Annotated in this window: 23 protein-coding genes and 2 tRNA genes; 18 read left to right on the top strand and 7 right to left on the bottom strand. The window is 67.1% G+C overall.

Annotation, left to right across the window (positions count from 1 at the left end):
- Nucleotides 1-6 precede the first annotated feature (6 nt).
- Nucleotides 7-1,602 carry an ABC transporter substrate-binding protein gene (locus ACIA76_RS19060; protein WP_397153145.1) on the top strand — a complete coding sequence of 532 codons (1,596 nt, stop codon included), beginning with the start codon at nucleotides 7-9 and terminating at the stop codon, nucleotides 1,600-1,602.
- A gap of 64 nt (nucleotides 1,603-1,666) precedes the next feature.
- Here ACIA76_RS19060 and ACIA76_RS19055 read toward each other — a convergent pair whose 3' ends face one another.
- Complete coding sequence (locus ACIA76_RS19055) at nucleotides 1,667-2,674, bottom strand: Gfo/Idh/MocA family oxidoreductase (protein WP_397153144.1); 1,008 nt, start codon at nucleotides 2,672-2,674, stop codon at nucleotides 1,667-1,669.
- Nucleotides 2,675-2,727: 53 nt separating this feature from the next.
- A complete protein-coding gene (locus ACIA76_RS19050; RefSeq protein ID WP_397153143.1) occupies nucleotides 2,728-3,732 on the bottom strand; it encodes a LacI family DNA-binding transcriptional regulator in 1,005 nt (334 codons plus the stop codon).
- Between the two features lie 254 nt (nucleotides 3,733-3,986).
- Between ACIA76_RS19050 and ACIA76_RS19045 the strand changes: the two genes are divergently transcribed.
- The 10 genes from ACIA76_RS19045 to ACIA76_RS19000 all read left to right on the top strand — a co-directional run bounded on the left by ACIA76_RS19045 (nucleotide 3,987) and on the right by ACIA76_RS19000 (nucleotide 13,206).
- On the top strand, nucleotides 3,987-4,886 hold the full coding sequence (locus tag ACIA76_RS19045; RefSeq protein ID WP_397153142.1) for a TIM barrel protein: 900 nt from the start codon (nucleotides 3,987-3,989) through the stop codon (nucleotides 4,884-4,886).
- Nucleotides 4,887-4,896: 10 nt separating this feature from the next.
- The gene (locus tag ACIA76_RS19040) at nucleotides 4,897-5,889 is read left to right on the top strand and encodes a sugar ABC transporter substrate-binding protein (RefSeq protein WP_397153141.1); all 993 of its coding nucleotides are present in this window, start codon (nucleotides 4,897-4,899) and stop codon (nucleotides 5,887-5,889) included.
- A gap of 17 nt (nucleotides 5,890-5,906) precedes the next feature.
- Nucleotides 5,907-6,959, top strand: coding sequence for an ABC transporter permease (locus ACIA76_RS19035; RefSeq protein WP_397153140.1), 1,053 nt, complete (start codon nucleotides 5,907-5,909; stop codon nucleotides 6,957-6,959).
- On the top strand, nucleotides 6,956-7,738 hold the full coding sequence (locus ACIA76_RS19030) for an ATP-binding cassette domain-containing protein (RefSeq protein ID WP_397153139.1): 783 nt from the start codon (nucleotides 6,956-6,958) through the stop codon (nucleotides 7,736-7,738). The genes ACIA76_RS19035 and ACIA76_RS19030 overlap by 4 nt, the downstream gene beginning before the upstream one ends.
- Nucleotides 7,735-8,673 carry a 5-dehydro-2-deoxygluconokinase gene (gene iolC / locus ACIA76_RS19025; RefSeq protein WP_397153138.1) on the top strand — a complete coding sequence of 313 codons (939 nt, stop codon included), beginning with the start codon at nucleotides 7,735-7,737 and terminating at the stop codon, nucleotides 8,671-8,673. The genes ACIA76_RS19030 and iolC overlap by 4 nt, the downstream gene beginning before the upstream one ends.
- 28 nt (nucleotides 8,674-8,701) lie before the next feature.
- Complete coding sequence (locus ACIA76_RS19020) at nucleotides 8,702-9,595, top strand: aldolase (protein WP_397153137.1); 894 nt, start codon at nucleotides 8,702-8,704, stop codon at nucleotides 9,593-9,595.
- Nucleotides 9,596-9,632: 37 nt separating this feature from the next.
- Nucleotides 9,633-10,550: a 5-deoxy-glucuronate isomerase gene (gene iolB, locus ACIA76_RS19015; protein ID WP_397153136.1), complete on the top strand. Its 918-nt coding sequence runs from the start codon at nucleotides 9,633-9,635 to the stop codon at nucleotides 10,548-10,550.
- 17 nt (nucleotides 10,551-10,567) lie between these two features.
- Nucleotides 10,568-12,409, top strand: coding sequence for a 3D-(3,5/4)-trihydroxycyclohexane-1,2-dione acylhydrolase (decyclizing) (gene iolD, locus ACIA76_RS19010; RefSeq protein ID WP_397153135.1), 1,842 nt, complete (start codon nucleotides 10,568-10,570; stop codon nucleotides 12,407-12,409).
- 112 nt (nucleotides 12,410-12,521) lie between these two features.
- A complete protein-coding gene (locus ACIA76_RS19005) occupies nucleotides 12,522-12,995 on the top strand; it encodes a winged helix-turn-helix transcriptional regulator (protein ID WP_397153134.1) in 474 nt (157 codons plus the stop codon).
- A 1-nt stretch (nucleotide 12,996) separates the two neighbouring features.
- Entirely contained in the window at nucleotides 12,997-13,206 is a 210-nt protein-coding gene (locus ACIA76_RS19000) for a cold-shock protein (protein ID WP_397153133.1), read from the top strand.
- Between the two features lie 460 nt (nucleotides 13,207-13,666).
- On the opposite strand, the gene ACIA76_RS18995 is transcribed toward ACIA76_RS19000, so the two are convergent.
- Entirely contained in the window at nucleotides 13,667-14,482 is an 816-nt protein-coding gene (locus tag ACIA76_RS18995) for a DNA polymerase beta superfamily protein (RefSeq protein ID WP_397153132.1), read from the bottom strand.
- 219 nt (nucleotides 14,483-14,701) lie between these two features.
- Here ACIA76_RS18995 and ACIA76_RS18990 point away from each other — a divergent pair, with 219 nt between their 5' ends.
- Entirely contained in the window at nucleotides 14,702-16,714 is a 2,013-nt protein-coding gene (locus tag ACIA76_RS18990; RefSeq protein ID WP_397153131.1) for an ATP-binding protein, read from the top strand.
- 19 nt (nucleotides 16,715-16,733) lie between these two features.
- Here ACIA76_RS18990 and ACIA76_RS18985 read toward each other — a convergent pair whose 3' ends face one another.
- Nucleotides 16,734-17,813, bottom strand: coding sequence for an alkaline phosphatase family protein (locus tag ACIA76_RS18985; RefSeq protein WP_397153130.1), 1,080 nt, complete (start codon nucleotides 17,811-17,813; stop codon nucleotides 16,734-16,736).
- A 341-nt stretch (nucleotides 17,814-18,154) separates the two neighbouring features.
- Here ACIA76_RS18985 and serA point away from each other — a divergent pair, with 341 nt between their 5' ends.
- Nucleotides 18,155-19,753, top strand: coding sequence for a phosphoglycerate dehydrogenase (gene serA / locus ACIA76_RS18980; protein ID WP_397153129.1), 1,599 nt, complete (start codon nucleotides 18,155-18,157; stop codon nucleotides 19,751-19,753).
- Between the two features lie 411 nt (nucleotides 19,754-20,164).
- On the top strand, nucleotides 20,165-21,172 hold the full coding sequence (locus tag ACIA76_RS18975; RefSeq protein ID WP_397153128.1) for a 3-isopropylmalate dehydrogenase: 1,008 nt from the start codon (nucleotides 20,165-20,167) through the stop codon (nucleotides 21,170-21,172).
- Between the two features lie 260 nt (nucleotides 21,173-21,432).
- On the opposite strand, the gene ACIA76_RS18970 is transcribed toward ACIA76_RS18975, so the two are convergent.
- Nucleotides 21,433-22,665 carry an MFS transporter gene (locus ACIA76_RS18970; protein ID WP_397153127.1) on the bottom strand — a complete coding sequence of 411 codons (1,233 nt, stop codon included), beginning with the start codon at nucleotides 22,663-22,665 and terminating at the stop codon, nucleotides 21,433-21,435.
- A 112-nt stretch (nucleotides 22,666-22,777) separates the two neighbouring features.
- Between ACIA76_RS18970 and ACIA76_RS18965 the strand changes: the two genes are divergently transcribed.
- The 4 genes from ACIA76_RS18965 (at nucleotide 22,778) to ACIA76_RS18950 (ending at nucleotide 25,425) form a co-directional block, all read left to right on the top strand.
- On the top strand, nucleotides 22,778-23,551 hold the full coding sequence (locus ACIA76_RS18965; RefSeq protein ID WP_397153126.1) for a fumarylacetoacetate hydrolase family protein: 774 nt from the start codon (nucleotides 22,778-22,780) through the stop codon (nucleotides 23,549-23,551).
- A 14-nt stretch (nucleotides 23,552-23,565) separates the two neighbouring features.
- Nucleotides 23,566-25,032, top strand: a complete 1,467-nt coding sequence (gene gltX / locus ACIA76_RS18960) for a glutamate--tRNA ligase (protein WP_397153125.1) — start codon at nucleotides 23,566-23,568, stop codon at nucleotides 25,030-25,032.
- Between the two features lie 131 nt (nucleotides 25,033-25,163).
- Nucleotides 25,164-25,235, top strand: a tRNA-Gln gene (locus ACIA76_RS18955).
- A gap of 117 nt (nucleotides 25,236-25,352) precedes the next feature.
- Nucleotides 25,353-25,425 (top strand) — tRNA-Glu (locus tag ACIA76_RS18950).
- A 63-nt stretch (nucleotides 25,426-25,488) separates the two neighbouring features.
- Here ACIA76_RS18950 and ACIA76_RS18945 read toward each other — a convergent pair.
- Nucleotides 25,489-25,986, bottom strand: coding sequence for a pyridoxamine 5'-phosphate oxidase family protein (locus ACIA76_RS18945; protein ID WP_397153124.1), 498 nt, complete (start codon nucleotides 25,984-25,986; stop codon nucleotides 25,489-25,491).
- Nucleotides 25,987-26,047: 61 nt separating this feature from the next.
- Complete coding sequence (locus ACIA76_RS18940; RefSeq protein WP_397153123.1) at nucleotides 26,048-26,749, bottom strand: IclR family transcriptional regulator; 702 nt, start codon at nucleotides 26,747-26,749, stop codon at nucleotides 26,048-26,050.
- Nucleotides 26,750-26,979: the final 230 nt, after the last annotated feature.

Genomic DNA, 26,979 nt, shown 5'->3' with positions numbered 1-26,979 from the left:
AGACAGTTGAGATTCACAAGATGGGGTGCGCTGGTGGCTGCCGCGGTGGTGGCGACCGGCCTGACCGTGGCCGGATGTTCTTCGTCCAGTAGCGGCGACGATAACTTCGTCACGGTGAACGGCGGTGAGCCGCAGAACCCGCTGGTGCCGACCAACACCAACGAGAATATGGGCGGGCGCGTGGTCGACCGCCTGTTCGCAGGCCTGAAGTACTACGACGCCAACGGCAAGGCCTATAACGAGGTGGCGCAGTCGATCGACACCACCGATCGCCAGCACTACAAGATCACCCTGAAGGATTGGAAGTTCACCGACGGCACACCGGTGACGGCCAAGTCGTTCGTCAATGCCTGGAACTACGGTGCGCTCGGCACCAATGCCCAGCTGATGAACTGGGTGTACACCAACATTCAGGGCTATGACGATGTCGCGGCGAATCCGCCCAAGGCACAGACGATGTCGGGTCTGAAGGTGATCGACGACAAGACCTTCACCGTCGACCTGAAGCAGCCCTCGATCGACTTCGAGCTGTCCCTCGGCTTCTCGCCCTGGTATCCGCTGCCGGACGTGGCGTTCAAGGATATGAAGGCATTCGGCGCGAATCCGGTCGGCGACGGGCCGTACAAGCTCACCACCTGGGATCACAACGTCAAGATCGAGGTCGTCCCCAATCCGGACTATCACGGTGGCCGGGTGCCCAAGAACAAGGGCCTGCGGTTCGTGATGTACCAGTCCTACGACACCGCCTATGCGGACCTGCTCGCCAACAACCTCGACGCCCTGGACACCATGCCGGCGAGCGCGCTGCAGACCTACAAGAAGGACCTCGGCGACCGCGCGATCAGCAAGCCGACCGCGCAGAGCGAGCACATCGGAATCCAGGCCAATGTGCCGCATTTCGCCGGTGAGGAGGGCCTGCTGCGCCGCAAGGCGATCTCGATGGCCGTCAACCGCCAGCAGATCTGCGACACCATCTGGAACGGCACCAAGATCCCCGCGAAGGATTTTACCGCGGCCACCCTGCCCGGCTTCCGCGACGATCTGCCCGGCGTGCAGACCCTGGAGTACAACCCGGACGAGGCGAAGAAGGTGTGGGCACAGGCGAATGCGATCTCGCCGTGGTCGGGCCGGTTCGAAATCGCCTACAACTCCGACGGTGGCCACCAGGCATGGCTGGAGGCGACCGCCAACAGCATCAAGAACACCCTGGGCATCGAAGCCGTCGCGACGCCGTATCCGACCTTCAAGCAGCAACGTGACCTGGTCACCTCGCACACCATCGGCAAGGCCTTCCGATACGGCTGGCAGGGCGACTACCCGTCGATGCTGGAATTCCTGACCTCGCAGTACCTTTCGGGGTCGGATACCAACGACGTCGGCTACAACAATCCGGAGTTCGACAAGCTGATCGCCGCCGCGCAAGCAGCGCCGACGCCGGAGGAGTCCTATAAGCAGATCGCCGCGGCTCAGACCCTGCTGATCCGCGATATGGCCGATATCCCGCTGCTGAACTACATCTCCAACGCGGGACGTTCCGATCGGGTGAAGCAGGCGCCGATGACCTGGAGTGGCCTGTTCGATTTCGAGAACATCGTGAAGTAGTCGGCCGGACCTTCGGTTGCGCCGCCGCCGTACGAGAGTGCTGCGGCGGCGCGACCGGTGGGTGTCAGCCGCGTACCTCCTCGAGGGTGACCGGTCGCCGCTCGCGTCGCGAGAGTTCGCACGCCTCGGCGATATAGAAGGCCTCGAGGGCATCGGCGGGGCCGCAGGGACTGTCGACCTCGCCGGTGACAACCGAGAGGAAGACCGACAGCTCCTCGGTGTAGGCGTCGCGGAAGCGCTCCATGAAGCCCGGATATGCCGGATACGGTGAGGCCGGGTAGTCCGGCTCCACCGAGCGCAGCGGCGCCCGATCATCCAGTCCCACAATGGCGTTGCCGCCCGAGCCGAGTACCTCGAGCCGCACGTCGTAGCCCGCGCCGTTGTAGCGGCCCAGCGATACCGTCGCCAGCGCGCCGTCGTCCAGGCGCATCACCACCGCCGCGGTATCCACATCGCCCGCGTCGACGAAGAAACGCTCGCCGCGATTGGCTCCCAGCACGAAGACCTCGGTGACCTCCCGTCCGGTCACCCAGCGAATGATGTCGAAGTCGTGCACGCCGCAGTCGCGGAACAATCCGCCGGAGCGCGGAATGTATTCCGCCGGAGGCGGTGCTGGGTCCAGGGTGGTCGCGCGCAGCGTATGCAGCCAGCCGAGCTCACCGGACGCCACCGCCCGGCGGGCCGCCCGATATCCCGCATCGAAGCGGCGCTGGAAGCCGATCTGCACCGGCACCGTGGAGTTCTCGACGCGCCGGATGACCTCGAGAGTGCCCGCGATATCCGCGGCGACCGGTTTCTCGCAGAACACCGGGATGCCGCGGTCGACGGCCCGGGCGATCAACTCCGGATGGGAATCGGTGGCGGTGGTGATCACCAGGCCCGCGATATCGGAGGCGAACAGGGTCTCGATATCCGGGGCGAATTCGACGCCGAGTTTGGTGGCCGTCGTGCGGGCGCGCTCGAGGTCGGCGTCGGCGACGACGACGCTCGCGACGCCGGGCAGGGTCTTGAGCGTCTCCGCGTGTGAGGCGCCGATGCGACCCGTGCCGGCGAGGCCCAACCTGATGGTCATATGAGAGCTCCTGTCGGTGAACGATCAGTTGGCGGTGGAAATCCGAAGGGGATCTACTTGGCGGGCGGCCTGGCCGTCGAACGGATGACTATCACCGGTGAGACCCGATGGCGGACCGGTTCGGTGCGGCCGTCACGCAGCCGTTCGACCAATGAATCGACGGCCAATCGGCCGATCTGGATGCGGGGCTGGTCGATGGTGGTCAATGCGATGTGCCGCAGCGAGGCCAGCGATGAATTGTCGTAGCCGATGACCGACACATCGTGCGGGACTCGCAGCCCCGCATCCTCGAGCGCGGACATCGCACCGATCGCGTTGAAGTCGTTGCCGCAGACCAGTGCGGTGGGAAAGTTGTTGCGGGGGAACAGTTTCAGTAGCGTGCGCACCGCGGCCATGCCCGCGGCGTCGGTGTGCTCGCTGGGTATGACCAGGGGTTCGAGACCGTGCCGCTCCATGGCGGCCAGATAGCCCTTGCGGCGCGGCGCCGCCGAGAACGCGGCGCCGCCGTCGAAGTGGACGATGCGCCGATGACCCTGTGCCGCCAGATGATCCACCGCCATGCCGACGCCCCGCACGCCGTCGTCGTTGACGGTATCGATCGTGCTCATGGACGAACTGCGCGAGACCATCACCAGCGGGCACTGATGCGCCGCCTCGCGAATGGCCGCGGCGGGCAGCACCGGCGACAGCAGGATGATGCCGCCGGGGCGGAAGGCCAGCAGACTCTCCAGGGCCGTCCGTTCCCGGGCCGCGCTGCGGCGGCCGGTGTTCAGGATCAACTCGAGGTCCGCCTCCTGCGCGGCGGCGTCCATCCCCTCGACCACATCGGCGAAGAACGTGTTGCGCAGATCCGACACCATGACGCCGACGAGGTTGGAAGTGCGGCTGGCCAGTGACCGTGCCATCGCATGCGGGTGGTAGCCGAGCTCCTTGGCGGCCTCCTGGACCGCGCGGCGGCGATGCTCGCTGACCTTCGGCGATCCGCGCATGACGAGCGAGACCAGCGCGCGGGAGACGCCCGCCCGGGCGGCCACGTCCTCCATCGTGGGTCGCGTCATCGTAGGAGGCCTCCTGGGTCACCGAGCCTGGTCGTGTGTCGCACGTTACAACGTTGGAGCGCTCCAATCAATAGAGCGCTCTAATCGGACAATCGCCCAGTCGGAGAGGTTCGGAGATCACTCGTTCGTCCAGGTAGACACGGATTCCCGAAACGAGTCAGGGCCTTGACACTTCCGTGATCCAGGTTACATAGTTGGAGCGCTCCAACGATTTGGAGCGCTCCAATACGCATCGACAGGGCGGAGAAGTCCCGATGTCCGAACCGTTGCAGCAGTTGCGCGTCGCCGCCGCACCGATCTCCTGGGGAGTCTGCGAGGTCCCCGGTTGGGGACATGTGCTCGAGGCGCCGACCGTCCTGTCCGAGATGACCGCGCTCGGCCTCACCGCGACCGAATTCGGCCCGCCCGGCTATCTGCCCACCGATCCGGGCGAGCTGCGAGAGCTGCTGGGCCCCTTCGGGATCGCCGCGATCGGTGGATTTCTCGCGCTGCCACTGCACACCGCGCCCGCCGCGGCCCTGACCGCCGCCCGCCGCAGCGCGGCGCTGTTCGCCGCCGCGGGCGCGGAGGTGCTGGTGCTGGCCGCCGCGACCGGTCTGGACGGCTACGATTCCCGGCCCGCCCTCGGCGATCACGAGTGGCGCACGCTGATCGATACGGCCGCGACCATTCGCGATATCGCCGCCGAACACGGACTCCGCGCCGTACTGCACCCGCATGTCGGCACGCATATCGAGACCGAGGCCGAGGTCGAGCGCTTCCTCGCCGACTCCGATCTCGACATCTGCCTCGACACCGGCCATCTGCTGATCGGCGGCACCGATCCGGTGGCACTGGCCGCCCGGCACGCCCACCGCATCGGCCACATTCACCTCAAGGATGTGCGAAACGCCCTCGCCGCCGAGATCAGCGGCGGGAGAATGGAATACAGCCACGCCGTGCGGCGCGGTCTCTACGCCCCGCTCGGGGAGGGGGATGTCGATATCGAATCCCTGGTGCGGTGCATGCGCGCGGCGGGTTATCGGGGCTGGTATGTGATCGAACAGGATACGGCGCTGGCGCCGGGGGATACGGCCGACGGGCCGAGCCGCGACGCCGAACGCAGCCTGCGCTATCTGGCGGGCATCGGCGCCGGCGAGTCCGCGCGAATCTAGGTAGGAATCCATGACAACGATGTCGACAGCGCGCCGCCGGTGGCGCATCCTGCCATGGCTGGCTGCCGGTGCGGTGCTGGCCGCATGCAGCGGACCGGGCGCCGACGTGCCCGTGAGCCAGCCCCAAACCCCGGTCGCCGCAGGCACATTGAGTTCCGTCGCGGTCGTCACGCACGGCACGCCCGGCGACGCCTTCTGGAATGTGGTCAAGAACGGGGCCGAGGCCGCGGGCAAGAATCTCGGTGTGCGCGTCGAATACAACTCCGCGGGCGATCCGGGCGAGCAGGCCAAACTCATCGATAACGCGGTGGCCCAGGGGGTCGGCGGTCTGGTGGTGTCGATGGCCAATCCGGAGGCGCTGCGCTCGTCGGTGGAACGCGCCGTCGCCGCGGGCATTCCGGTGGTGACCATCAACTCCGGCGAATCCGAGAGCGCGCAGTTCGGGGCGATCGGCCATGTCGGGCAGAGCGAGCGATCGGCCGGACAGGCCGCGGGTAAGCGGCTGAAGGACGCCGGAAAGACCAAGATGCTCTGCGTGATTCACGAGGCGGGCAATATCGGCGCCAACGATCGCTGCGCCGGCGCCACCCAGGGCTTCGGCAACACCACCACGCTGCAGGTCGACATCAACAACCCCACCGACGTCCAATCGCGCATCAAGGGCGCGCTCGAGGCCGACCACACCATCGACGCGGTGCTGACGCTCAATTCGCAGATCGCCGCGCGGGCGGTGTCCGCGGTGGCCGAATCGCATGCCACCGCCGCGGTCGCCACCTTCGACCTGAATTCCGATGTGGTGGATGCGATTCGGGCGGGCACGCTGCTGTTCGCGGTGGATCAGCAGCAGTACGAGCAGGGCTATCTGCCGGTGGTGATGCTGCTGGCCTACCGGACGAATCTGAATACGGTCGGTGGTGGCGCACCCGTGCAGACCGGACCGGCCTTCGTCGACAAGGGCAATGTCGACGCCATCGCCAAGCTCGTGGCGCAGGGCACCCGCTGAGGACAGGAGTGGATGAAATGAGTGTTACCACAACGGTTTCCCAGCCCGCCCCGAGTGCGCCGGGGTCCGGCGCCACGGTGCTGAACCGGATGATCGTGCGGCCCGAGATCGGCGCGGCGCTCGGTGCGCTGGCGGTGTTCCTGTTCTTCTCGATCATCACCGACAAGTTCCTGAGCCCGCTCGGCGTGGCCACCTGGCTGGACGACGCGTCGACCCTGGGCATCATGGCCGTCGCGGTCGCGATGTTGATGATCGGCGGCGAATTCGATCTGTCGGCCGGCGTGATGACGGCCTCCACCGCCCTGGTCACCGCGATGCTCGCGGTGCACGCGGGGTGGAATGTCTGGCTGGCGCTGCTGGCTTCGCTGATCTTCGCGCTGGCGGTGGGCGCGCTCAACGGCTGGATCGTGATGCGCACGGGGCTGCCCAGTTTCATCGTCACGCTCGGCACCTTCCTCGCGCTGCAGGGCCTCAACCTCGGCGTCACGCGACTGGTCACCGGCACGGTGCAGGTTTCGGGCATTCGGTCGGCGTCCGGATACTCCTCGGCCGGTTGGGTTTTCGCCGCCACCACCAATATCGGCGACGCCCGCATCCAGGCGTCGGTGCTGTGGTGGATCGTGCTCACCGCCGTCGCGGCGCTGGTCCTGGTGCGAACCCGGTTCGGCAACTGGATCTTCGCGGTCGGCGGGTCATTGGTCAGCGCCCGCGCGGTCGGTGTCCCGGCGATGCGGACGAAGATCCTGCTGTTCATGACGACGGCGTTCGCCGGATGGGTGGTCGGCTCGTGCAACATCCTGCGCTTCGCCAGTGTGCAGGCCAATCAGGGGGTGGGACTGGAGTTTCAGTACATCATCGCGGCGGTGGTCGGCGGCTGCCTGCTGACCGGCGGCTTCGGGTCGGTGATCGGTGCGGCGATCGGCGCGTTGATCTTCGGCATGGCACGCCAGGGCATCGTGTTTGCGCGCTGGGACAGCGACTGGTTCATGTTGTTCCTGGGTGTGCTGCTGCTGTCGGCGGTGCTGGTCAACAACGCATTCTCCAAGCGCGCGGAAAGGGTACGTCGATGACGACTCCGTTGATCGAAACCATCGGTATCGGGAAGAGTTACGGCGGCGTGGTCGCGCTGCGGGATGTGTCGACGGTCGTCAACGCGGGCGAGGTGACCTGCGTGCTCGGCGATAACGGCGCGGGCAAGTCGACGCTGATCAAGATCCTGGCCGGGGTCCATCACCACGATATGGGCACGCTGAGGATCGACGGGCGGGAGACGACATTCGCCTCGCCTCGAGAGTCGTTGGATCGCGGCATCGCCACCGTGTACCAGGATCTGGCAGTGGTGCCGCTGATGAGCGTGTGGCGCAACTTCGTGCTCGGCTCCGAGCCCACCTTCGGCATCGGCCCGGTACGGCTGCTGGATCGGCGCACCGGGCATGAGATCACCCGGAAGGCCTTATCGGATATGGGGATCGAACTGCGCGATATGGAGCAGCCGGTCGGCACGCTGTCCGGTGGCCAGCGCCAGTGCATCGCGATCGCGCGGGCGGTGCACTACGGCGCGAAGGTGCTGATCCTCGACGAGCCGACCGCGGCATTGGGCGTCAAACAGGCCGGGGTGGTGCTGCGCTATGTCGTGCAGGCCCGCGACCGCGGCCTGGGTGTCGTGCTCATCACCCACAATCCCCATCACGCCTATCCGGTGGGCGACCGGTTCCTGCTGCTCAAGCGTGGCACGATGCTCGGATCCTACGAGAAGGCCGATATCGATCTGTCCGAGCTGACCCGGCAGATGGCCGGTGGGGCCGAATTGGATGCGCTACAGCACGAATTGCAGAGGGCCGAGCCGTGAACGAACTCGAGGTGTTGACGATAGGGCGGGTCGGGGTGGACCTGTATCCGCAGCAGAGCGGGGTGAGCCTGGCCGAGGTGCGGTCGTTCGCGAAATCGCTGGGCGGGACCGCGACCAATGTGGCGGTGGCCGCCGCCCGGTTGGGGCGGCGCAGCGCGGTGCTGACGAAGGTGGGACCGGATGGCTTCGGGGACTATGTGCGCGGCGCGCTCGAGGGTTTCGGCGTCTCGGCGCGCTATGTGTCCACCGCGCCGAATCTGCAGACCCCTGTGGTGTTCTGCGAACTCAATCCGCCCGCAGATCCGCCGCTTCTGTTCTATCGGGCGCCGATCGCGCCGGATCTCACCCTCGGTGTGGACGAGGTGCCGTGGGAGGTCGTCGAATCCGTGCCGCTGTTGTGGGTGACCGGGACGGGGGTGAGTGCTGAACCCGGCCGCTCGACGCAGCGGCGGATTCTTGAGCGGCGCAACAGGTTCGGGCATACGGTGCTGGATCTGGACTATCGGCCCATGTTCTGGCCGGATGTGGCGACCGCGGGGCGCGAGATCGGCTGGATGCTCGATCACGTGAACGTGGTCGTCGGCAATCGGGCCGAGGTCGAGGTGGCGGTCGGCAGCTCCGATCCCGATGAGGCCGCGGATCGGCTGCTGACGCGCGGGGTGGGTGTGGCGGTGATCAAGCGCGGCGCCGATGGAGTGCTGGTGGCGACCGCATCCGGGCGCTGGACCGTGCCGCCGTGCCGGGTCGAGGTGGTGTGCGGGCTCGGCGCGGGGGACGGGTTCGGGGGAGCGCTGGTGCACGGATTGCTATCGGACTGGGAGCCGGAGCGGATCGCCATGTATGCGAATGCGGCCGGGGCGCTGGTGGCCTCGCGATTGGCATGCGCCGATGCGATGCCCACCGATGCGGAGATCGAGGAGATGCTGTGCGGCTGATCTGCCGAGGAAACGTTGTGGAGGTGTCATGTATCTGACCGACGAGCGCTGGCACGAGCTGTTGCGCGTGCGCGCCGCCGAACCGGCGGCGATCCAGCGCGCCTACGCCGATCGGCGTCGACGAGCGACGCTGCTGTCCGGACAGCGGACGCTGTTCCTGGTGGCCGCCGATCATCCGGCGCGCGGGGCGCTGGGCGTCGGATCCGATCTGACCGCCATGGCGGATCGGCGAATGCTGTTGGAGCGCTTGCTGATCGCGCTGGACAATCCGGCCGTGGACGGGGTGCTGGGCTCGCCGGATATCGTCGAGGAGCTGTTGCTGCTGGAGGCCCTGCACGACAAGATCGTCATCGGATCCATGAACCGGGGCGGGCTCGCCGGAGCGGACTGGGAGATCGACGATCGGTTCACCGGCTATGACGCCGAATCGCTGGTCAACTTCCGTCTCGACGGGGGGAAGATGCTCCTGCGGCTGGTGGATTCGGATCCGGGCACCATCCCCACGCTGCACGCCTGCGCGCGGGCGGTCTCGGAGCTGGCCGCGCACGGGCTGATGGCGATGGTGGAACCGCTGCCCTACCACCGGGATTCGACGGGTTCACTGGTCATGCAGAAGGACGCGGCCTCCCTGCAGCGGGCGATCACGATCGCCTCCGGCCTCGGTGTCACCTCCGCGCACACCTGGTTGAAAATCCCGGCGCCGCAGGATGTTTCGGTGCTCGATGCCACCACGCTGCCGGTGGTGGTGTTGGGTGGGGTGCCGTCGGGGGATGTCGATGCCGACCTGGCGTCATGGGGCAACGTGCTGAGTCACGACGTCGCCCGCGGACTTGTCGTCGGCCGCAGCCTGCTCTACCCACCGGACGGCGATGTCGCGGGTGCGGTCGAGGCGGCGGCCCGCGTCCTGAAGGAAGCCCAGTGAGTGGAGCGGGCGCTCGCCGAACCCGCGAGGAGGTCTTATGAGCAAGTTGCACTATCCGGCCCATACCCTGTGGGACACTAGTGATTCCGAGCCGGACGGCAGGCCCGATCCGGTACTGCTGACCCCGGAGACCGTGGGCTGGACCTACACCGGTCTGCGCGTGCTGCGGCTGGCAGCGGGGCGGCCGCGTGTCCTGCACACCGGTGAATACGAGGCATTCGTGCTGCCGTTGGCCGGTTCGTGCGCGGTGCGGGTGGACGGTGAGGTGTTCGAACTGGCCGGGCGGGACTCGGTTTTCACCCGGGTGACCGATTTCGCGTATGTGCCGCGCGATGCGGAGGTCGAGTTGACCGCCGCGGCCGACGCCGAGATCGCGCTGCCCATGGCTCGCTGCGCGCGGCGTCTGGAGCCGAAATACGGTGCCGCCGAGGATGTTCCGGTCGAGGTGCGCGGTGCGGGACAGTCGACCCGGCAGGTCACCAACTTCGGCGTGCCCGGCGTCTGGGATCACGCCGATAAGCTCAACGCCTGCGAACTCATCACTCCCGACGGCAATTGGTCCTCGTATCCGCCGCATAAGCACGACGAAGCGAGCGAATGCGAGGTCGTCAACGAGGAGATCTACTACTTCCGTATCGCCGGGCGCGACGGGCGGACCCCCTCGCCGGAGGGGTTCGGCTTGCATCGCACCTATACCGGCGACGGCGGTCTGAACGAGACGGTCACCGTCCGCGACGGCGATGCCTTCGTGATCCCGGCCGGGTATCACGGACCGTGTATCGCCGCACCGGGTTATCCGATGTACTACCTCAACGTGCTCGCGGGTCCGGCTCCCGACCGTTCGATGGCCTTCTGTGACGACCCGGCACACGGCTGGGTCCGGGACACTTGGAAGGGTCTGCCGGCCGATCCGCGCTGCCCGGTCACCGATCACCGGGGGCGGGTGCAACGATGAACGAAGGGCGATCCCCTATGAGACTCACCACCGCACAGGCACTGGTCGCCTGGATGATCGCTCAGCATTCCGAGACCCTGGACGGTCGCGAGGTACCGCTGTTCCCGGCGGTTTTCGCGATCTTCGGGCACGGCAATGTGCTCGGCCTGGGCACCGCGCTGGAGGAGCGGCGCGACGTGATGCCGGTATGGCGCGGGCATACCGAACAGGGAATGGCCCTGGCAGCGGTCGGTTTGGCCAAGGCGACGCATCGGCGGCAGGTCGGGGTGGCGACCTCCTCGATCGGGCCGGGCGCGCTGAACATGGTGACCGCGGCCGGTGTCGCGCATGCGAATCGCCTTCCGTTGCTGCTGCTTCCGGGCGATACCTTCGTCAGCCGTGCCCCGGATCCGGTATTGCAGCAGGTGGAGCATTTCGGCGATGCGACCGCCACGGTCAACGATGCGTTCCGATCGGTGAGCCGCTACTTCGACCGCATCACCCGGCCCGAGCAGCTGATCGCGACGCTGCCGCAGGTGGCGCGCGTGCTCACCGATGCGGCCGATGCGGGACCGGTGACGCTGGCGCTGCCGCAGGACGTGCAGGCCGAAACCTTCGACTTCCCGGATGGTTTGTTCGAACCGGTCGTGCACCACATCCTGCGCCCGCGCCCGGATCACCGGCTGCTCGCCGAGGCGGCGCTCGCGCTGCGGGCGGCGTCCCGACCGCTGATCGTCCTCGGCGGCGGCGTCCGCTATTCCGGCGCCGGACATCGCGCGGTGGAATTCGCCGAGCGGCACGGCATACCCCTCACCGAGACCACCGCGGGGCGCACCCTCGTGCGACACGACCACCCGCTGTACGCCGGACCACTGGGTATCACCGGTTCGTCCTCGGCGAATGCCGTTGCGGCCGAGGCGGATCTGGTGCTGGCGCTGGGAACGCGCCTGCAGGACTTCACGACCGCGTCCTGGACGGTCTTCGCGCCCGATGTGCGGTTGATCAGCGTCAACGCGGCCCGTTTCGATGCGGTCAAACACGGCGCGCTCGCGGTGGTCGGCGATGTCGGTGCGGTGCTGGGGGATCTGCTGATTCCGCTGGCCGATTGGCAGGTGGATCCGGCCTGGACCGGGCGAGCCGCGGCGGTTCGCGGCGAATGGGATACCTATATCGACAAGCTGCGCGCGCCGACCACGGGTATCCCCAGCTATGCCCAGATCGTCGGGGCGGTCAACGATCTCAGCGAGCCGACCGATTACGTGATGACCGCCTCGGGCGGGATGCCCGGGGAGCTGATCGGCGGGTGGCGGGCCTACGGGGGTGAGCCGACGATGGACGTCGAATACGGATTCTCCTGTATGGGTTACGAACTCGCGGGTGCGTGGGGGGCGGCCATGGCGCATCGGCGCGGGCTGGTCACCACCATGCTCGGTGACGGGTCGTATCTGATGCTCAACTCGGAGCTGTTCTCGGCGGCGTTCGCCGGTCATCCGTTGGTCGCGGTCGTCTGCGACAACGACGGATACGCGGTCATCGCGCGGTTGCAGGAGAGTCAGGGCGGCAGCGCGTTCAACAACTTCTACTCCGACTGCCGCACCAATCACCCCCGCCCGCCGCGGGTCGACTTCGCCGCCCACGCCCACTCACTGGGCTGTGTCGTCTACACCGCCACCGATCTGCACGGTTTCCGCAACGCCTACGCCCGCGCCCGCGCCGCCGCGGTCGAGCATTCCCGCCCCGCCGTCGTCATCGTCCGCACCCAACCCTCCGCCTGGACCGAATCCGGCGCCTGGTGGGAAGTCGGTGTCCCCGACCACCTCTCCGGCCGCTCGACATACGAAGACACCAAACCCACCCAACTCCGATACCTGAACCCCTGACTCAGCCAGCCCGTCCCGCGCTACCCGTTTTCGCTGTCCAGGCCCTCGACTCCGCTCAGTACGCTGAACCGGCGATTGCATACCGCAATCGGTGGGGATGGAGAGGTGTGCGATGGCGGCTCGGTCCGGATGTCCCATCAATGCCGCGGTCGAGGTGATCGGGGATCGGTGGACGCTGCTGGTTTTGCGGGACATGATGTGGGGCGACCATCGGTACTTCCGTGAGCTGCTGACCTGTTCGGAGGAGGGGATCGCCTCGAACATCCTGTCCGACCGGCTCAAACGCCTCGTCGCGGTGGGCCTGCTGACCCGTGCCGAGGTTCGGCCGGGGCAGAAGGCGGAGTATCGGCTCACCGAGGCCGCCATCCAACTCGTGCCCGTGATGGCACACTTGGGCGGCTGGGGCCTGCGGCATCGGCCGACCACCGAGCGGTTGCGCCTGCGCGCGGAGCTGCTCGAGGCGGGCGGCTCGGCGTTGTGGGAAGAGTTCATGGACGAACTGCGCGAGCGGCATCTGGGCGTCTCGCGCCCCAAGGCCGGGGATCGGATCGATGGGATCGGCGGCTCGGATGGTGAAGGACAGTGAGATGGCACGGGGCTTCGTGAAGTGGTTCGACAGCAAGAAGGGTTTCGGCTTCATCGCCGAGGACGATGGCGGGCCGGACGTCTTCGTGGTCTACACCGAGCTCGACGGTGTGGGCTTCCGTTCCCTGACCGAGGGGCAGCGGGTGGAGTTCGATATTCGCCGCGCCAAGGCCGGGCCCGAGGCCAGGGACGTGCGCGTGCTGCCCGAGTGACCTCATGCACAAGATCAACTACATGTTGTCCGGCTCACCCTCTGCAATTTTGTGTTAACGGATAAAGACGGCCTCTCGATATGCCGGTCAACAGCCAGTTCGGCTGGGTTCGCATAAAGGAGAGGTATTCCATGATCCCCGTTATCATCGACACCGGTAGCGCCGCTCTGAACGGCCTGTTCAGCACCTTCGGTGCCGCTTTCCACGGTATCCTCAACACCCTGTGGACCGGCTCCTTCGGCGCCTGAGCTGCGGTGATGGTCGCCTAGGCGACCCATAGGCCAGCCCCGGGCAGTTACTGCCCGGGGCAGCCCTGTTTCTCGGACCGAATATCCTCGGACCCTTCGCAATTCGCCGGTCATGCCCACTGTTCCAGGGGCGTGACACCTATCACGGCACGATTACGGTGCCATCGTTCCCGGTGCCCGTAGAAATGCGGGCACGTCCGGGCAAATCGCCGCTATCCGGTCGCCGTGACAATAGTTTGCTGCCGGAAGAACGCCGCCGTGGCGGCCTTCGCGCGCGCGAGGTCGCGGCCGGAGGTCTTGGGGAAGGCGTCCCTTGCGCGCTCGAACTCGGCGGCGATGAACGCCGCGATCGGCGCGGGCGCGCCGCCGCTGCCCATCTCGCGCGTGCGCGACTTCAGCTCGGTCAGCTCGCGCACGGCCGCCACCAGATCCGCCGGAAGCTCGCACTCCTCGAGCAGGATCGGCAGCGGCATGGGCGCGACCACCGCCTCGGGATGTTCGCGCAGCCAGCGCAGCGCCATGGCCGGTCGCAGCGAGTAGAACACCTTCTTCAGCGATCCGCTCCCGCCGAACAGCCGCCACTGCCGCGCGCCCAGATGCAGATAGTGCCGCGCCACCTGGTCGCGATCGGCCACCTCATCGGCCAGCGCCCGCAATTCGTCACGGAACGCCGAATCGCCGCGGTAGACGATCGGCGACATGAGCCATTCGATGAGTACGGCGTTGCCGCCCACCAGCAGTCGCAGCGCCTTGGCCAGATCCCAGCCGTTGACATCGAGCAGACCGGTCAGCGGTGTCTCGATCACGTCGCGGGTGCGCCACGGCGACAGATAGGTGTCCAGGCTCGCCACATAGACGAACCGGCAGTCGTAATCGGAGTCCGGCGAGGGGAAACCCCAAGCGCGGCTGCCGCTTTCGATGGCCAGCCGGATTCGGACCCGATGCTCGCGCGACACCCGGTCGAGCTCGGTATCGATCGAGCCGACCGTCGTGGGGTCCATCGAATCCGGGATCGCGCGCAGGTTCATCCGGCGATGCTAGCCAGCCACCGGGCGGGCGAGCAGCCGAATTTCGGGCGATCCGTGCGGACCGGTCGGTAATCGGGCCGAGATCTGGAGCTAATCCGCGACCAGGTCGTGACCACCTGGTAGTTCATCGTTCAACCCCTGGTCAACGACCCGGCGAAGGATGGGATCAGTGGTAGCTGAACGGCGGCTGCCCCCCACGGGCGAGCGGGAGGCCCGACCATGTACGGCAATGTGCAGGCCGATCACAAGTACACGATGCGCATCAGCCGCCTGGCGATCGACAAGCTGGGCATCAAGCTCTACGACCGGGTTTCGGCCGTGCTGGCCGAACTCATCGCCAACTCCTACGACGCCGACGCGACGGTGGTGGAGGTCTCGCTGCCGTGGGGTGTGACGCTGGGCGGAACCGTCCGCGCCGCCGAGGATTCGCACTACGAGATCGTCGTCACCGACAACGGTCACGGTATGACCGCCGACGAGGTGAACGAGCACTATCTGATGGTCGGCTCCGACCGGCGCCTGCGGACCGGCTCGGATCTGTCGCGCGAGCGGCGGCGACCGGTCATGGGCCGCAAGGGAATCGGGAAACTGGCAGCCTTCGGCATCTGTCACACCATCGAGGTGATCACCGCGGGCAGCGATCCGGATGACCGCACGCCCGCGGGCTGGCCGGTCTCGCATATCGTCATGGATCTCGACGATATGGTGTCCGACACCGAGAGCGACTACTACCCGAAGGTCGGTGCGCGCGACGGCACCCTCAGCCCCGACCGCGGCACGACCGTGATCCTGCGCGACTTCTTCCGCAAGCGGGTGAACTCCGGTCCGGAGCTGAATCGTCAACTCGCGGCGCGGTTCGGGATCGAGCGGCCCGACTGGCGTGTCGAGGTGCGCAACAGTGCCGCGGCCGAGGAGAACTTCATCCTCAGCGATCTGGCCATCGACGTGATGGAGGAGACGCGGATCGATGTGGCGCACCGCCCGGTTCGGGTGGGCCGGCAGTTCCTGCCGGTATCCGGCTGGGTCGCCTATTCCAAGCAGCCCTATCGCGACGAGTCGATGGCCGGTGTCCGCATCTACGCGCGCGGCAAGATCGTCGCGCAGACCAGGGATTTCGGTATTGCGGCCGGATTCACCGGTGAGCACAAGCTGCGCTCGTATCTGGTGGGCGCCATCCACGTCGACTGGCTCGACGGCGACGAGGACCTGGTGCGCTCGGATCGTCAGGACATCATGTGGAATTCGCCGCGCGGGGAGGCGCTGGCGGTCTGGGGGAAGGATCTGATCAGGGAGCTCGGGCGCATGGGGGAGCGGTCGGTCCGGCGGCGGGTGTGGGAGGAGTTCGTCGAGAAGTCCCATATCTATACGGCACTGGAGGCGATCGCGCAGGGGGACCAGCTGTTCCGCGATTCGGTCATCGACGCGGCGCGAATCCTGGTGGCGAACAAGGACCGCGCCGCGCTCGATGATCCAGGCCATCTGGAAAACATTGTGCGCCTTGCGCTCTCGCTCGGACCGCAGCGCAGCCTGCTGGAGACGCTCAAGGAGATCGCGGAGGAGTCCGATCCGCATCTGGATGTCGTGGTGGCCCTGTTCGAACGGGCGCGGGTGGCCGAGATCTATTCGCTCGGGCAGATCGCCAGCGAGCGGGTCGCGGTGGTGGATCGGCTGCGCCGGCTCGTCGACGATCGTCGCTCGCTGGAGCGGCCCTTCCAGGAGTTGATCGAGCGCGCGCCGTGGCTGCTGGCGCCGGAGTGGACACCGCTGGGCATGAACGAATCGCTCAAGCGGGTGCGAGCGAGCTTCGAGCGCTGGTACATCCAGAAGTTCGGCATCACGCTGGTCACGACGTCGATCGGCAGCGAGAAGCGCGAACCGGACTTCGTGCTGCTGCACGATGCCGGGGAGCTGTGGATCGTGGAGATCAAGCGGATGGACTATCACCTCACCGATGAGGAGTACAACCGCGCCATCAACTATCTCTACGCGCTGGACACCTTCCTCACCGAGAATCCGCGCATCGGCGCCCAATTCCCGCGTCGGCGGCTGACTTTGATCGTCGACCACATCGATAAGCTGCGACCCGCATCGCGGTCGTCGCTGGAGAGCGATGCCCGCATCGATCGGCGCACCTGGCGGGAACTGCTGGATTCGACGCTGCGGGCGCACCGCGATTTCCTGGAGCGGGTGTATGCGATGCGCGCGACCGATGACGAGGCCCAGGCCGGGTGAGTCGCGGGGTCCGGGCCGGTCAGTCCCCGACCGGCCCGGTACTCACCTTGCAACCGGCATCGTAGGGAAACGGCAGGGCCGCAAGGCGAGTCGTGGCGGGATCCTGGGGATGCCCGACGGCCGGGGTATCCGGCGGTGCGGCGCCGGGATCGCCGGATCCGCCGTCGCGCAGGGACTTTCCGTCCAATTCGGGCACCGGCGGCACGCCGAGCAGGTCGAGCACGGTCGGGGTGATGTCGATCAGCGAATAGCCGTTGTAGTCGCGCCCGGCCGCGAAGTCCGGACCGCAGGCGATCACGAAACTCGCGACCTCATAGGCGCTTTGGCCGCCGTGTCCGCCCTCGGGCTTATGGCCGTGGTCGGTGGTGACCAGGATGGTCCAGCGCTCGTCGAGATGTGCGCGGGAGCGCTGTTCGATCGCGTCGACGATCCGGCCGACGAGGATATCCACGCGGCTGATGGCGTCGCGGTAGGCCTGAGGATTACTGGCGCGCAGGCGATGTCCGGCGATGTCGACCTGATCGAAATGGGTGAACACGAAATCGGTGCCCTCGGCGATGGCGGCGACCGTCGCCGCGTCCGTGCCGGTATCGATATCGGCCTCACATCCGTAGGTGCCGAACGGATTCGAGCCCGCGGTGATGATCACATCGGCATGCGGTTCGCCGGTTCCGGCGATGCGACCGATCGTGTCCCAGGTCGCGATCGATGCTGTCTTCCGTTGCGGCGCAGCGCGTTTGATGCGGTTGAAGACCGTGGGGTAGCGGCCGAGGTGTTCCGGTGAACAGGTGGCGTCGTTATCGCAGATGCCGGTGCGGGTGTCCCAGACGCCGGTGAGCACCGCCGACCAGGACGGGCACGAGACGGTCGTATGCGGGGCGATGGAGTAGCGGCTCAGCGTGCCGCGGGCGGCCAGGCGCTGCAGATTCGGGGTGACGGCGGCGAGCAGTTCGGTGTAGAGGCAGCCGTCGATGCCGATCACGGCCACCTTGTCGACACCGGGCGCGGTCGCGTTCGCGCGCGGGAGGCGGGTGTCGGCCACGGCGGCGAGCAGGCCGGTCGCCAACATTGCCGAAAAGGTGCGCCGGGTGATGGCCATGCTCTCACGGTGACCGTGAAAATCGGGTCTGGCCAGGCATGACGACTGTCTTTGCCAAGCTTTCGCCGGATCGGCACGGATCCGACGAATCGGGTTCACTCAGTTCACCGGACCGCAATCGTTTCGCGGCCGGAAATCTCCGTATGGAACTGGTCATTCGTACTGATGGCGGGCGACTGCCAAGGGGGTAGGGCGCGCGCGAATTCCGACGATTAAGCTGGGCGGCGATAATTGCCGAACCCCTTTCCCCAGGAGTGCCCCACCGTGAGCGAGCTTGCGAGCGAACCATCGACACAGTGCGCCTGGCGCGCGACGGAACCGAGCGCCAGCGAGGTGGAGTCGTGAGCCAGAATGGCCGTCCTGTTGTTCTGATCGCCGACAAGCTCGCCCAGTCGACCGTCGATGCGCTCGGCGACGGTGTCGAGGTTCGCTGGGTCGACGGCCCCAACCGACCCGAGCTGCTCGCCGCCGTGCCCGAGGCGGATGCGCTGCTCGTGCGCTCCGCCACCACCGTCGATGCCGAAGTGCTCGAGGCCGGTAAGAACCTCCAGATCGTCGCCCGTGCCGGTGTCGGCCTCGACAATGTCGATGTGCCCGCGGCCACCGAGCGCGGCGTCATGGTCGTGAACGCGCCGACCTCCAACATCCATACAGCCGCCGAACATGCCGTCTCGCTGCTGCTGTCCGCCGCGCGCCAGATTCCGGCCGCCGATGCGACGCTGCGCGAACACACCTGGCAGCGCAGCAAGTTCAACGGTGTCGAGATCTTCGGTAAGACCGTCGGCGTGATCGGCCTGGGCCGGATCGGGCAGTTGTTCGCCGCGCGGCTGGCCGCCTTCGAGACCAAGATCGTCGCCTACGACCCCTATGTGTCGCCGGCCCGCGCCGCGCAGCTCGGCATCGAAATGCTGTCGCTGGACGAGCTGCTGCAGCGCGCCGACCTCATCTCGGTTCACCTGCCCAAGACGCCGGAGACCAAGGGGCTGCTGAGCAAGGAGAAGCTGGCGCTCACCAAGAAGGGCGTCATCATCGTGAACGCCGCGCGCGGTGGGCTGATCGATGAGGCCGCCCTCGCGGACGCCATCAAGTCGGGTCATGTGCGCGGCGCGGGTATCGACGTGTTCGAGACCGAGCCCTGCACCGACAGTCCGCTGTTCGAGCTGCCGCAGGTCGTGGTGACCCCGCACCTGGGCGCCTCCACCTCCGAGGCCCAGGACCGCGCGGGCACCGATGTCGCCAAGTCCGTATTGCTCGCGCTCGCAGGTGAATTCGTGCCGGGCGCGGTGAATGTGACCGGTGGCGCGGTGGGCGAGGAGGTCGCACCGTGGCTCGAGATCGTGCGCAAGCAGGGCGTGCTGCTCGGTGCGCTGGCCGATGAGCTGCCGGTCAGCCTGGAGGTTCAGGTGCGCGGCGAGCTGTCCTCGGAAGATGTTGCGGTGCTGGAGCTTTCGGCGCTGCGCGGAATCTTCTCGGCCCTGATCGAGGATTCGGTCACCTTCGTCAACGCGCCCGCGCTGGCCAAGGAGCGCGGTATCGAGGCCACCGTCACCACCGTGTCGGAGAGCCCGTCGCACCGCAGCCTGGTCGACCTGCGCGCGATCTTCGGCGACGGCCGCACCCTCAATGTCTCCGGCGCGCTGACCGAGCCGCATCAGGTCCAGAAGATCGTCAACATCAACGGCCGCAACTACGATATGCGCGCCGAGGGCCTCAACCTGGCCGTCCTGAACTACGACGACCGCCCCGGCGCCCTCGGCAAGATCGGCACCAAGCTCGGCGAGGTCGAAATCGACATCCAGGCAGCCCAGCTGAGCCAGGACGTCGACAAGGAGGGCGCCACCGTCATCCTCCGCGTCAACACCGACGTTCCGGCGGACGTGCGGAACACCATCGCCGAGGTAGTCGGCGCGGCGAAGGTCGCCCTGGTCGACCTGAGCTGACGTTTTCCGGACGGACATCGCGAGCCCTGTTGTTCCGGCCCTGGGGCCGGAACAACAGGGACAGAGAGATTGCGAGCCTGGGGGAGTTGGCCTGCGGGTGAGTGCACCCCCGTCACGACCTCCCTTCCCCGTCGATAGCTTCCCCATCCGTCGCGACCTGGTCAGCTGCGAAGTTCCCTCTCCTATCCCCCGCGAACTCCTTTCGCCACCCGTTGCGGGCCTCTTTCCCGCCTGCCGCGAGTTCTCCTCTGTACCCCGCCACGAGCGCAGCGAGTGGCGGGGTCTCAGTATTCGGGATGGGCTTGCCCTGATGGGGGGCCTTCCGCGGGGACCGGATATCGTGGCGAAGTCTGTGGTCGAGGCCGGGAGCTCGATATCTGCGGTCGGTGATACTGAACGGAGTGTTGTGAGATGAAGCTTGCTGTCATCCCAGGGGATGGGATCGGGCCCGAGGTCATCGCCGAGGCACTCAAGGTGCTCGATGTGGTGGTGCCGGGGGTCGAGAAGACCCGGTACGACCTGGGGGCCAAGCGGTATCACGCGACGGGGGAGGTGCTGCCGGAGTCGGTGCTGCCGGAGTTGAGGCAGCACGACGCGATTCTGTTGGGCGCCATCGGGGATCCGTCGGTTCCGAGCGGGGTGCTTGAGCGAGGGTTGTTGTTGCGCACCCGGTTCGCGCTCGACCATCACGTGAACCTGCGGCCGTCGAGGCTGTACCCGGGCGTGACCAGTCCGCTGTCGGGGACGCCGGATATCGACTTCGTGGTGGTGCGCGAGGGGACCGAGGGGCCGTATACGGGAACCGGCGGCGCGATCCGGGTCGAGACGCCGCACGAGGTGGCGACCGAGGTCAGCACCAACACCCGCTTCGGCATCGAGCGCGTGGTGCGCTACGCCTTCGACAAGGCCCGGCAGCGTCGCAAGCATCTGACCCTGGTGCACAAGACCAATGTGCTCACCTTCGCCGGATCGCTGTGGCAGCGCACGGTGAACGAGGTGGGCGGCGAATACCCGGATGTCGAAATCGCCTATCAGCACATCGATGCCGCGACCATCCACATGGTCAACGATCCGGGCCGCTTCGATGTCATCGTCACCGACAACCTGTTCGGCGACATCATCACCGATCTGGCCGCGGCCGTCGCCGGTGGCATCGGTCTGGCGGCCTCCGGCAATATCGATGCCTCGGGCGCCAATCCGAGCATGTTCGAACCGGTGCACGGCAGCGCCCCCGATATCGCCGGTGAGTCGAAGGCCGACCCGACCGCCGCGATCCTGTCGGTCGCCCTGCTGCTCACTCATCTCGGCAAGTCCGAGGAGGCCGCCCGCGTCGAAGCGGCCGTCGCCAAGGATCTGGCCTCCCGCGTCGGCGCGGCGTCGACCGTCGAGGTCGGCGACCGGATCGCCGCGGCGGTCTGATCCGCACATCCGGCCCCGCCTCCGAATCCCGTTCGGACGCGGGGCCGTTCGCTGTCCTGGCAGGGGGATTGCTTGCGGCCGAAACTATTTCGAAGTGAGGCTTCTTCACTCCATAGGGGTGATACGGAAGATCTATCAGATCCACCGCATGGCCGATTTCTTCTGACACAATGTGAAAAAGGTTGCGTCCCTTGGGCACCCAGCAACCTTTGCCGGGCCCCCAGCAACCCTCGCTCCGGGTTTGCCGGACGACGTCTGGGTCAGTTGTCCAGTACGCCTTGGTGTTCCGGCGGAGCCACGGGCTCGGCGGCCGCCCGGGCGCTCGGCGCGATCGGGACGAGAGGTACTGCGGCGGCGGCGATTACGGCCGCGAGCGCATAGGCGACGGGGAAGCCCGCGGCGGTGATCACCGCGCCGAAGGCGGGGGCGATGGCGGCCGAGGCGAGATTCTGGCCGGTGTTCTGGATGCCCAGGCCGCGCCCGCTCCAATAGGGCCCGGCGATCTCGGCCACGGCGGTGAAGGCAAGACCGTTGTCCGCCACCGTGATCACCGATGCCACCACCAGCAGCGGCAGCGCCGCCCACCACCAGTGCAGTCCGGCCGCCGCGGCCAATCCCGCCATCGAGACCACCGCCGCGACGGCCACGGTGCGCAATGGCCGCAGCCGACTGCCGATCCGATCCGACCACACGCCCACCCCGATACGCCCACCCGCGCCCAGGATCTGGGTGGCGGTGACCAGCGCACCCGCCACGCCCAGCGGCAATCCCACGTCCCGGTGCAGCCACAGCAGCCCGAAGGTCCACACCGTCGCCTGCGGAATCACCAACAGCACCGATACCCCGTGGATGCGCCACAGCGTGGCGTCGCCGCGATACGGGTTGGCGGGCCGGGCATTTCCGGCGCCGCCGGGCCGCGGCGGATCCACGATGCCGATCGCGCAGCCGACGGCGGCCAGTCCGGCCATCGCGGCCGGCACCAGGATCGCGGCGGAAAACCCGTGTGTCGCAGCGACGGCCGGGATTGTCAGCGCACCCACGGCCACGCCCAGCGGTTGGGCGGTCTGTCGAATTCCCATGGCCAGTCCGCGCCGATCGGGCGGGAACCAGCCGACGATCACCCGTCCACTGGCGCCGTTGGTGCTCGCCGCGCCCATCCCGGCCAAGAACAACAACGCCCCCAGCGCAACGTAATTCGAGACGGTGGCCGCCGCCACGCCGGCCGCGCACATCACCAGCGGACCGGCCACCAGCACCGCCCGCTCGCCGATGCGATCGACCGCATATCCCCAGGCGATCAGCATGCAGCACAGTCCGACCGCCGGCATCGCTACCAGCAGACCCGCAGTGGCCAAGGGCATTCCGCGATCGGTGAGCGCGGGCAGCAGAAACGGCATGCCATTGACGATGACGGCGCTGGCGCTCTGCGCGAAGACGCCGAGGGCGAGCATGACCCACCGGCGGGTTGCGCTGATATCGGTCACGACGGCCATACGCCTCACCTCGAGTCTCATATACTGGGACCGGAGTCCTGTATCATGGAAACGTCTTCACGGTACACCCGCCGCGCAAGTCGAAATCGCGCAGGTCGATAGACTGCGACCCATGCGTCTAGGTCGTATCGCCAGCCCCGACGGGGTCGCTTTCGTCAGCATCGAGGGGTCCGAATCGGACTCGGTAGTCCGCGAGATCGCCGAACATCCGTTCGGCACGCCGACGTTCACCGGCCGCAGCTGGCCGCTGGCGGACGTCCGGCTGCTCGCGCCGATTCTCGCCAGCAAGGTGGTGTGCATCGGCAAGAACTACGCCGCGCACGCCGCCGAGATGGGTGGTGAGGCGCCGCAGGATCCGGTGATCTTCCTCAAGCCCAATACCGCCATCATCGGCCCCAACGCCCCGATCCTGTTGCCGCCCAGTTCCTCTCAGGTGGACTACGAGGGCGAACTGGCGGTCGTGATCGGCCGTCCGTGCAAGGATGTGCCCGCCGCCCGCGCCAAGGATGTGATCCTCGGCTATACCGTCGCCAACGATGTCACCGCCCGCGATCAGCAGCGCCACGACGGTCAGTGGACCCGGGGCAAGGGGTACGACACCTTCTGCCCGCTGGGCCCGTGGATCGAGACCGAGCTGGACCCCGCCGATCTGGAGATCGTCACCGAGCTCGACGGCGAGGTCCGGCAGCGCAGCCGGACTTCGCTTCTGCTGCACGACATTCCGAAGCTGATCGAATGGATCACGGCGGTGATGACGCTGCTGCCCGGCGATGTCATCCTCACCGGTACACCGGAAGGTGTAGGACCGATCGCCGCTGGGCAAACTGTGTCCGTGACGGTCCAGGGCATCGGCACCCTATCCAATCCCGTTGCCGCAAAACGCTGATCGAGAGAAGGAACATGACTGACGTACGGGTCCGATTCAGCCCGTCACCGACCGGCACCCCCCATGTCGGCCTGATCCGGACCGCGCTGTTCAACTGGGCGTTCGCCCGGCACCATGGCGGCGACTTCGTCTTCCGCATCGAAGACACCGACGCCACACGCGATTCCGAGGATTCCTACCGCGCGCTGCTGGACGCGCTGCGCTGGCTCGGCCTCACCTGGGACGAGGGTCCCGAGGTCGGCGGGCCCTACGCCCCTTACCGGCAGTCGCTGCGGCGTGATCTGCACTTCGACGCCGTGCGCCGGCTGGTGGAGGCGGGGGAGGCCTACGAATCCTTCTCCACCCCAGAGGAAGTCGAGGCCCGTCATCGCGCGGCCGGACGGGATCCGAAGCTGGGCTACGACAACTTCGATCGTGACCTGACACCCGAGCGGATCGCCGCGTACAAGGCCGAGGGCCGTCCCGCCGTGATCCGGTTGCGTATGCCCGATCGCGACATCACCTGGACCGATCTCGTGCGCGGGGAGACCACCTTCCGGGCCGGGACCGTGCCGGACTTCGCTCTCACGCGCGGCACCGGTGATCCGCTGTACACGCTGGTGAATCCGCTCGACGACGCGTTGATGAAGATCACTCACGTGTTGCGTGGTGAGGATCTGTTGTCTTCGACACCTCGGCAGATTGCGCTGTATGAGGCTTTGCAGCGGATCGGAGTGGCCGAGTTCACTCCCGAGTTCGGTCATCTTCCGTTCGTGATGGGGCAGGGCAACAAGAAGTTGTCCAAACGCGATCCGGAGTCGAATCTGTTCGTCCATCGCGACCGAGGATTCATTCCCGAGGGTTTGCTGAATTACCTGGCTTTGCTCGGCTGGAGTCTCGCCGACGATCGCGATGTGTTCACCATGACGGAGATGGTTGCGGCCTTCGACATATCGAAAGTAAATTCGAATCCGGCACGTTTTGACCAGAAGAAGGCGGATGCGCTCAACGCTGAGCACATTCGTTTGCTCGATTCGGGTGATTTTGCCCACCGGCTGCGTGCGTACCTGACCGAGCATGGCCACATCGGAGCTGAAGTGGACGAGGCTCTTTTCGCTGCGGCGGCCGAGTTGGTACAAACCCGGATCGTGGTGCTCGGCGATGCCTGGGATCTGCTGAGGTTTCTGTTCGTCCCGGCCGAGCAGTTCACGATCGACCCCGCGGCCGCGGACAAGAACCTCGGATCCGACGCCCAGCCGGTGCTGCAGGCGGCCGTGAAGGCGCTCGAGGGCGTAGCGGACTGGTCGGCGGCCGCGCTGGAGGAGTCGCTGAAGACGGCGCTCGTGGACGATCTGGGCCTCAAGCCGCGCAAGGCGTTCGCGCCGGTGCGGGTCGCGGTGACCGGATCGCACATCAGCCCGCCGCTCTACGAATCGCTCGAACTGCTCGGGCGCGAGGTCACGATGGACCGGCTGCGGGGCGCGCTGAATCGGGCCGGATAAGGCCTTTCGGGTCTCGAACGGGGCCTCTACCAGCCGATTTGTAGTTTTCCGGGCCGGGTTTGGTAATCTTCTTCCCGGCCCGGAAAGCGGCCCTCACCCCGACGGGGATGAGGGACGAAATCCCAGGTCATTGGGGTATGGTGTAATTGGCAACACAGCTGATTCTGGTTCAGCCATTCTAGGTTCGAGTCCTGGTACCCCAGCGGTGAGTGTTGATTCGCTTCGATTCGCGGTCGAGGCGGGACAGCCTCCAGGCGATTTGGTTGCCGAGGTTTCCGCCGGTTACGCTGGCCGGGCCTCCACTCCGGAGAGCCGATCCTGGTCCCGTCGTCTAGAGGCCTAGGACGCCGCCCTCTCAAGGCGGTAGCGCGGGTTCGAATCCCGTCGGGACTACATCGAAGGCCCCCAGTTCATCGAGCTGGGGGCCTTTCTCATCTCTCATGAGCTTCGGGCGGATCAGGGCTTCGGCCAGGTCGAGCCGCCGGCGGGCATCGCTGGCATACCCAGTTTGCGATGGTCCCAGCTGCGGAGGCGATCGGGGTCCACCCGGATGGCCACGCGCTTGTTCAGCATGGTCTCGACGAACGGGCGCGCCTCGTCGGTGTAGGGACCCGTATAGCGCTCCCAGACGCTCACCCCGACCCGGAACAGGGCCTCGGCGTCGTCCACGATCTCCGCGCGGCCCTCGATCGATACCCCACGCAGCTGGTCGTAGGTGTCACCGGCCTCGATCAGCACGGTGACGCGCGGATCGCGGCCGATGTTGACCGCCTTCTGCGACTTGGCCTTCGTCTCGAACCAGATCTGCCCGTCGATCAGCGCGTACCACATGGCCGTCAGGTGCGGCAGGCCCGTGGGACTCAGGGTGGCCAGCGTCATGGTCCGGCTGCGTTCGATGAATTCGGTGATCTCCGTATCGGACATCACGATCTGCGCGCGTTGATTCGCTCCCATACGGCGACTGTAGTTTACGCCGTATGGTCCACGTCACAGTGGAATCCGGTCACCGGGCCGGTCAGAGCCGTTTGTGCAGGGCATCGGCCGCGGCGACCAGATCGGCGGCCCAGCGCGCGCCCGGCCGGCGGCCCATCCGATCGATCGGTCCGGACACCGATACCGCGGCGACCACGGCCCCGGCCGAATCGCGCACGGGCGCGGACACGCTGGCCACACCGGCCGCGCGCTCGGCCGCGCTCTGTGCCCAGCCGCGCCGGCGCACCTCGGTCAGCGCCCGGTCGCCGAAGACCGCGTCCATCAGCACGCTGCGCTGCAATTCGGGGTCGGCCCAGGCCAGGAGGACCTTGGCGGCGGAACCGGCCGTGAGCGGCAAGCGGGCGCCCACCGGCACGGTGTCACGCAGTCCGGCCGCGGGTTCCAGGGCGGCCACACAGACCCGGGAATGTCCGTCCAGGCGGTAGAGCTGCACGCTCTCGCCGGTGATCTCACGCAGCCGCGGCAGAACCGCCCCGGCCGCGTCCAGCAGCGGATCGTCGGCCGTGGTGGCCAGTTCCGACAGCGCCGGACCCGGCCGCCACAGGCCGTTGTGGTCGCGCGCGAGCATGCGGTGCACCTCGAGGCCCACGGCCAGCCGATGCGCCGTCGCACGGGGCAATCCCGTGCGAGTGCACAGCTCATTCAGACCGCAGGGCTGCTCGGCGACCGCGTAAAGCACGGACATGGCTTTGTCGAGCACCCCGATACCGCTATGCTGTCTCATACAACGATACTAACGTCTCGCATAGTGAGATTAGCAAACCGCACCGAGGAGTCGGCCCACTCCAAGGTAGGTCAATCTCGCAGGCTACGGAGGGCATGAGCCCGACGAACGCCGTTCGCGGCCCGTCTCGTCGTTCAGCGGGGGGGTAGCCAGAGCCGGGCGCGCGGGACGGCCCCCCGCACCCCCGGCACCAGGGGGGCCCGCACCCCCCCCCCCCCACGGGGGGCCAC

This window comes from Nocardia sp. NPDC051570 (genome assembly GCF_044454005.1).
In the GTDB taxonomy this organism is placed as follows: domain Bacteria; phylum Actinomycetota; class Actinomycetes; order Mycobacteriales; family Mycobacteriaceae; genus Nocardia.
This window is presented reverse-complemented; position numbering and strand designations above follow the sequence as displayed.

Coding starts and splice junctions, on each gene's coding strand:
- ACIA76_RS18995 (WP_397153132.1), bottom strand. CDS start 14,482: ATGAACCTGCGCGCGATCCCGGATTCGATGGACCCCACGACGGTCGGC.
- ACIA76_RS19005 (WP_397153134.1), top strand. CDS start 12,522: ATGGCGGCTCGGTCCGGATGTCCCATCAATGCCGCGGTCGAGGTGATC.
- iolD (WP_397153135.1), top strand. CDS start 10,568: ATGAGACTCACCACCGCACAGGCACTGGTCGCCTGGATGATCGCTCAG.
- ACIA76_RS18985 (WP_397153130.1), bottom strand. CDS start 17,813: ATGGCCATCACCCGGCGCACCTTTTCGGCAATGTTGGCGACCGGCCTG.
- ACIA76_RS19000 (WP_397153133.1), top strand. CDS start 12,997: ATGGCACGGGGCTTCGTGAAGTGGTTCGACAGCAAGAAGGGTTTCGGC.
- ACIA76_RS19035 (WP_397153140.1), top strand. CDS start 5,907: ATGAGTGTTACCACAACGGTTTCCCAGCCCGCCCCGAGTGCGCCGGGG.
- ACIA76_RS18975 (WP_397153128.1), top strand. CDS start 20,165: ATGAAGCTTGCTGTCATCCCAGGGGATGGGATCGGGCCCGAGGTCATC.
- ACIA76_RS19055 (WP_397153144.1), bottom strand. CDS start 2,674: ATGACCATCAGGTTGGGCCTCGCCGGCACGGGTCGCATCGGCGCCTCA.
- ACIA76_RS18965 (WP_397153126.1), top strand. CDS start 22,778: ATGCGTCTAGGTCGTATCGCCAGCCCCGACGGGGTCGCTTTCGTCAGC.
- ACIA76_RS19040 (WP_397153141.1), top strand. CDS start 4,897: ATGACAACGATGTCGACAGCGCGCCGCCGGTGGCGCATCCTGCCATGG.
- ACIA76_RS18945 (WP_397153124.1), bottom strand. CDS start 25,986: ATGGGAGCGAATCAACGCGCGCAGATCGTGATGTCCGATACGGAGATC.
- ACIA76_RS19045 (WP_397153142.1), top strand. CDS start 3,987: ATGTCCGAACCGTTGCAGCAGTTGCGCGTCGCCGCCGCACCGATCTCC.
- iolB (WP_397153136.1), top strand. CDS start 9,633: ATGAGCAAGTTGCACTATCCGGCCCATACCCTGTGGGACACTAGTGAT.
- gltX (WP_397153125.1), top strand. CDS start 23,566: ATGACTGACGTACGGGTCCGATTCAGCCCGTCACCGACCGGCACCCCC.
- ACIA76_RS18990 (WP_397153131.1), top strand. CDS start 14,702: ATGTACGGCAATGTGCAGGCCGATCACAAGTACACGATGCGCATCAGC.
- ACIA76_RS18940 (WP_397153123.1), bottom strand. CDS start 26,749: ATGAGACAGCATAGCGGTATCGGGGTGCTCGACAAAGCCATGTCCGTG.
- ACIA76_RS19030 (WP_397153139.1), top strand. CDS start 6,956: ATGACGACTCCGTTGATCGAAACCATCGGTATCGGGAAGAGTTACGGC.
- ACIA76_RS19050 (WP_397153143.1), bottom strand. CDS start 3,732: ATGACGCGACCCACGATGGAGGACGTGGCCGCCCGGGCGGGCGTCTCC.
- ACIA76_RS18970 (WP_397153127.1), bottom strand. CDS start 22,665: ATGGCCGTCGTGACCGATATCAGCGCAACCCGCCGGTGGGTCATGCTC.
- ACIA76_RS19020 (WP_397153137.1), top strand. CDS start 8,702: ATGTATCTGACCGACGAGCGCTGGCACGAGCTGTTGCGCGTGCGCGCC.